This is a genomic window from Kitasatospora sp. MY 5-36 (assembly GCF_001182915.1).
Taxonomy (GTDB): Bacteria; Actinomycetota; Actinomycetes; order Streptomycetales; family Streptomycetaceae; genus Kitasatospora.
Window position 1 is genome coordinate 1 of sequence record NZ_LFVW01000854.1, and the last position, 3,825, is coordinate 3,825.

The following is a 3,825-nucleotide window of genomic DNA, read 5'->3' on the forward strand; positions in this document are numbered from 1 at the left end:
CGTCCTCCCGGCCGGGACGACCCAGCCGACGCCGGCCCGCCCGCCGCGCGGCAGCGAGCGCAGGAACCGCACCGCCTCGGCGGCGGGCAGCTCGGCGCGCGGTTCGAAACCGGCGGCGACCACCTGGGTCTCGGCGAAGCCGCGCAGCCAGCGCTCCGGCAGCGGCACCTTCTTCTCGACCAGCGGGCCGTCGAAGGTGGTGACCTCCAGCGCGTCCGGCCCGACCGCGAGGTGCAGCGGGTCGGCCGGGCCGATCCTGGTCAGCGCCTCGCGCAGCGGGTTGTTGACGTCCACGTTGGTGGTGCCGTGGCCGATCTCGTCCCCGTCGAGCCCGGCCCCGAGCACGTCGAGCCGGGCGTAGACGCCGCAGCAGCCCGAGAAGGACTCGAAGCGCAGCCGGTCCCCGTTCGCGGTGACCACCGGGTCGAGCGAGGCGCGCAGCCGCGGCTGGTAGTAGCGCGCGGCGGCGACGTCCGCGACCGCGAGCAGCGCGGCGGCGGCCGGCGCCGGATCGGCCAGGAAGCCCGCGAAGAAGCGCGGGTTGGCGGCGGCGCCGAGCGGGGTGGCGCCGCCGGAGGTGGCCAGGTCGAGGTGCCGGCCGTCGGCGCCGTCCAGGACGGCCGACGGGCGCAGATAGGCGTACGCGTGTGCGGATTGCGTCATGTCGAGCACGCTAGGTGAGGGCACTGACAATCCGGCGGGACGGCCGCGGGGCGGCCTCGGGGCGGCCTCGCGAGGGCGCCGGGAGGGCCTCGACCCGGCCGGGCGCGGGACCGGAGCCGGGGATCGGACTGGAACGTGTTCTATGTCATCACGCGAGCCCGCGGGCGGCGTTACCCAGGTCACACCACCACACGGTTGGCTTCTGCCACTATGGCCTCGTGACCGACCTCACCGAACCGCACGTCCGGGCCGAACGGCGCGCCGTGCCGGCCGCCCCGTTCGCCGAGCTGCTGGAGATCGAGCGGCTGGACGAGAACACGTTCCGGGGCTGCTGCCACGCCGGCGCCCCGATGCGCGCCTTCGGCGGCCATGTCGCCGCGCAGGCGCTCGTCGCCGCCGGGCGCACCTGCGAGGACGAGCGCCCGGTGCACTCGCTGCACGGCTACTTCCTGCTGCCGGGCACCCCGGGCCACCCGATCGACTACCTGGTCGAGCGGGTCCGCGAGGGCCTCTCGTACACCACCCGCCGGGTGACGGCGCTCCAGCGGGGGAACGAGATCTTCACCCTCTCGGTCTCCTTCAAGCACCCCGAGCCGGCCGCCGACCGCCAGCGCCGGATCCCGCCGCTGCCGCGCCCGGAGTCGCTGCCGAACGCCGTCGCCCTCCTGCCCGAGGAGGTCCGCCGGGGCTTCGCCGCGTCCGGCGGCTTCCGCGACCTCGACCTGCGGTTCGTCCCGGCGGACACCCCGGGGCTGCCGCCGGCCGTCCCCGGGCTGCTCCAGCAGTTCGTCTGGATGCGCACCGCCTCCCCGCTGCCGGACGGCGACCCGCTGCTGCACGCCGGCGCGCTCGCCTACCTGTCCGACCTCACCCTGGCCTCCACCGTCGGGCTGGACGTGCAGTCGAACTCCTTCCAGCGCACCGAGCCGCCCCGGCTGCTGATGGCCTCGCTGGACCACGCGATGTGGTTCCACCGCCCCTTCCGGGCCGACGAGTGGCTGCTGTTCGCCCAGCGCAGCCCGTCCTCCTCGGACGGCCGGGGCCTGGCGCTCGGCGAGTTCTACGACCTGGACGGCCGGCTGGTCGCCTCCGCCGTCCAGGAGGCGCTGGTCCGCGACCCGTCGTGACGCCCGAGGGCCCCCTCGTCACACCTCCGGCACCCCGGTGACCGCCGGACGAACGGAAGGGGGCCGGACGGCGTCATACTCCTGAGCGGCCCCGGCCCGTATCATGGTGCGGGTGACCAAGGTTGACCTGTCACCACGGCCGGTGGAGGCGATGTCTCCGCGTCAGCTCGAACGCCGCGAAAGCCTGATCGCGGCCGCGCTCGCCCTGGTGAACGAGATCGGCGTCGAGCGTATGCAGATGAAACAAGTCTGCGAGCGGTCCGGAGTCGCCCTGGGGACGGCGTACCGCTACTTCTCCTCCAAGGACCACCTCCTGGCTGCGGCGATCGCCGAATGGCACCGCCTGCTGCTGGCCGACCTGGTGGCCGAGCTGCGCGGACCGAGGGCCGGGCTCGGGGCCACCGACCGGGCCGTCCGGTTCGTCCGGGGCGGGATGCGGGCCTACCAGCGGCAGCCCGAACTCGCCCGGCTACGGGTGGCCGTGGCCGCCTCCACCGATCCCTTCGCCAGCGAGGCCCTGCAGGGCATGGCCCGGGCCGACAGCACCGCCCTGCAAGCGGTGACGGCCGAGGTGCCGGCCGCCGCGAGCGACCTGGTGCGGCACATCGTGGCCCACGCCTGGCAGGGCGAGCTGACCGCCTGGGTGACCGGCCGCACCACCCTCGGGGACGCCCGGCGGCGCCTGGAGGACGTGGTGCGGCTGGTGCTGACCCCGTACGAGACGCGCTACCCGGCCCCGTACGAGGTCCAGTCCACCGGCTGAGCCGCGCCGCGTCAGGAGCCCCGCCGCCGGGGCTCCTGACGCGGCTCAGGCCAGCGCTCGGCTCAGACCACCGTCACCGGGTGGGCCACCACGGCACCGAACAGGTAGCCCTCCCGGTTGAACAGCGCCCGCTCGGGCTGGGTGTTCCCCCGGCGGTCCGTCGCGCGGGCGCGCAGCTCGTACGGGCCGGGCCGCCCGGGGCGCCAGTCGAAGCTCCAGCGCGTCCAGCCGTCGGCCCGCGGCTCGTCGCGCAGCTCGGCGCGCCGCCAGGTCCGGCCGCCGTCCGTGCTGACCTCGACCCGGCGCACCGCCGCCACGCCGGACCACGAGCGCCCGTGCAGCCGGTGCTCGCGGTCCGCCGCCAGTCGCGCTCCCGCGGCCAGCTCGAAGGCGCTCTTGACCACCTGGACGGTGAGCGGGTCGCCCCCGCCGGGCGGGTAGTCCGGGCCGAACATCCGGTAGAAGTCGGTGTTCCACGGCGAGTACAGCGGGTGGTCGGCGACCTCCACGCTGCCCACCCACTTGATCGAGGCGATGCCCACCCAGCCGGGCACCACCAGCCGGGCCGGGGCGCCGTGGTCCGGGGTCAGCGGCTCGCCGTTCATCTCGTACGCGAGCAGCACGTCGTCCAGCGCCTTGGCGATCGGCAGCGGGCGGCGCACCGGGCCGTAGTTGGTGCCGCCCGCGACGAAGTCCGGGTCCAGGCCGGTGGGCAGCACGTCCACCGCCGCCCCGGTCAGCCCGGCGGCCCGCAGCACCTCGGCCAGCCGGACGCCCCGCCAGCTCGCCGAGCCGACGCCGCCGAGCGTCCACGGCGTGCCCGGGACGGGCTGGCCCTGCTGGCCGGAGTAGTAGCTGCGGCCGTTGCCGGCGCACTCGATCAGCGCGCTGATCCGGGTGGACGGCAGCTCCCGCAGGTCGTCCAGGCCGAACTCGACCGGGCGCCCGGCCGTCGGGGCGCCGCGCAGGCCGCTGCCGAAGAGCCTGAGGCTCCAGGTGTCCGGGTCGATCAGCGGGGTGCTGGTGTGGTTGCGGACGAAGAACCGCTCCACCGGCACGTGGCGTCCGATGGCGGCGCCGCCGTCGGCGCCGCGGAAGGTGTCCCAGCGCGTCTCCGCGTTGGTGCCGTGCGGCACGAACCACTCGGCGGGCAGCGGTTTGACGATCCCGGGCACGGGCCCGGACGAGGCCCCGGAGACCGCCCCGGACGCCGGCCCGGGCACCCCCTCGGCGGCCGCCCGGCCTGCGGTGACCAGCGGCGCGGCCGGGACC

3 protein-coding genes and 1 pseudogene are annotated in these 3,825 nt (G+C 75.8%); 2 read left to right on the plus strand and 2 right to left on the minus strand.

All coding sequences use genetic code 11. The features are described 5' to 3' along the window. Window positions 1-663: pseudogene (locus AE652_RS37215) on the minus strand (SWIM zinc finger family protein); the annotation flags it as partial. A 218-nt stretch (window positions 664-881) separates the two neighbouring features. Between AE652_RS37215 and AE652_RS37220 the strand changes: the two are divergent. Both AE652_RS37220 and AE652_RS37225 read left to right on the plus strand, forming a co-directional pair. Next, window positions 882-1,790 carry an acyl-CoA thioesterase II gene (locus tag AE652_RS37220; RefSeq protein WP_063780392.1) on the plus strand — a complete coding sequence of 303 codons (909 nt, stop codon included), beginning with the start codon at window positions 882-884 and terminating at the stop codon, window positions 1,788-1,790. A gap of 112 nt (window positions 1,791-1,902) precedes the next feature. Further along, window positions 1,903-2,553 (plus strand): TetR/AcrR family transcriptional regulator, encoded by a 651-nt coding sequence (locus AE652_RS37225; protein ID WP_063780393.1) that lies wholly within the window; start codon window positions 1,903-1,905, stop codon window positions 2,551-2,553. A 62-nt stretch (window positions 2,554-2,615) separates the two neighbouring features. On the opposite strand, the gene AE652_RS37230 is transcribed toward AE652_RS37225, so the two are convergent. Beyond that, window positions 2,616-3,809: a sulfite oxidase gene (locus AE652_RS37230; protein WP_053112497.1), complete on the minus strand. Its 1,194-nt coding sequence runs from the start codon at window positions 3,807-3,809 to the stop codon at window positions 2,616-2,618. Window positions 3,810-3,825: the final 16 nt, after the last annotated feature.